We start from the raw sequence: 852 nt of genomic DNA, 5'->3' as shown, positions 1-852 counted from the left end.
CTCACTACTTAACGCGGCGTTATGCATCAGTAGTGATGCAAATTTAATAATACAAATAGGAAAATAGCATGGATAAGATATCTATATCAGATGAGGTCGTTACCGATTTCATTCATAATTCAAAGAAATATACTTCAGCAACACCTGAGGGAGCAATTTTACGCCAAGGGTATAGTCAAGGTGTTCGACTTCGCCACATCAAAGCTGGCTGGGTAGAATTCAATACAATTAGTCAAACTTGGACTGTATTCAAAGTGTGTTCTTCTTGGTAGTTAATGCTTAACGAGGCGTTCTGCAGCACCATTAGGTAGAGGTATAAGTTTGAGCTCAGAAGTAAATTGGTATTTGGAAGGTCTTAAAATCGTCGCTCAACTTGCAGTAGGTGCTGTTGGCGCTGTGTACGGTTATAAATCAGCAGTAAGAAAATTTTCAGAGACTACAAAAGATACAGACAAAACTATTTTTACCTCTTCGGTGACTAATGAACGAGCCATTTGGCGTAGCGAGCTGCGTGAGGGTATTGGTAAATACATAGAGTGCTCATTTAAATTTATCGAGAATACGGGCAAACTCTCGGAATTGAGTAGCTTGAAAGCTTTAATTATTATGCGCCTTAACCCTAAAGCTTGGTCTTATAGCTCAGAACATACGCTTGATCATGCTGTTCTAAAATCCGTTAATTCAATTTATGCGACCTGTGAGAAAGAGCGATTAAACGCAGTAAAGCTCAAGAGTGAAATAGCAAATCTAGAAAAGTGTGCTCAAAAATTGTTAAAGAGCGAATGGCAGAAATCTAAAAAAGAAGCTGTTGAAGGTCGAGAACGTGATGCATAACAAAGCGTTTAAGACAGA

General features: G+C 38.6%; 2 protein-coding genes. Both read left to right on the top strand.

Annotated elements, in window-relative coordinates:
• Positions 1–68: 68 nt before the first annotated feature.
• Positions 69–272: a hypothetical protein gene (locus tag ACP45E_RS01085; RefSeq protein ID WP_017037315.1), complete on the top strand. Its 204-nt coding sequence runs from the start codon at positions 69–71 to the stop codon at positions 270–272.
• A 49-nt stretch (positions 273–321) separates the two neighbouring features.
• Positions 322–834, top strand: coding sequence for a hypothetical protein (locus tag ACP45E_RS01080; protein ID WP_017037314.1), 513 nt, complete (start codon positions 322–324; stop codon positions 832–834).
• Positions 835–852: the final 18 nt, after the last annotated feature.

The organism is Vibrio genomosp. F10 str. 9ZD137 (genome assembly GCF_049974785.1).
In the GTDB taxonomy this organism is placed as follows: Bacteria; Pseudomonadota; Gammaproteobacteria; order Enterobacterales; family Vibrionaceae; genus Vibrio.
Note: the sequence above shows the minus strand (reverse complement) of the source record. Positions and strands in the feature narration are given on the sequence as shown.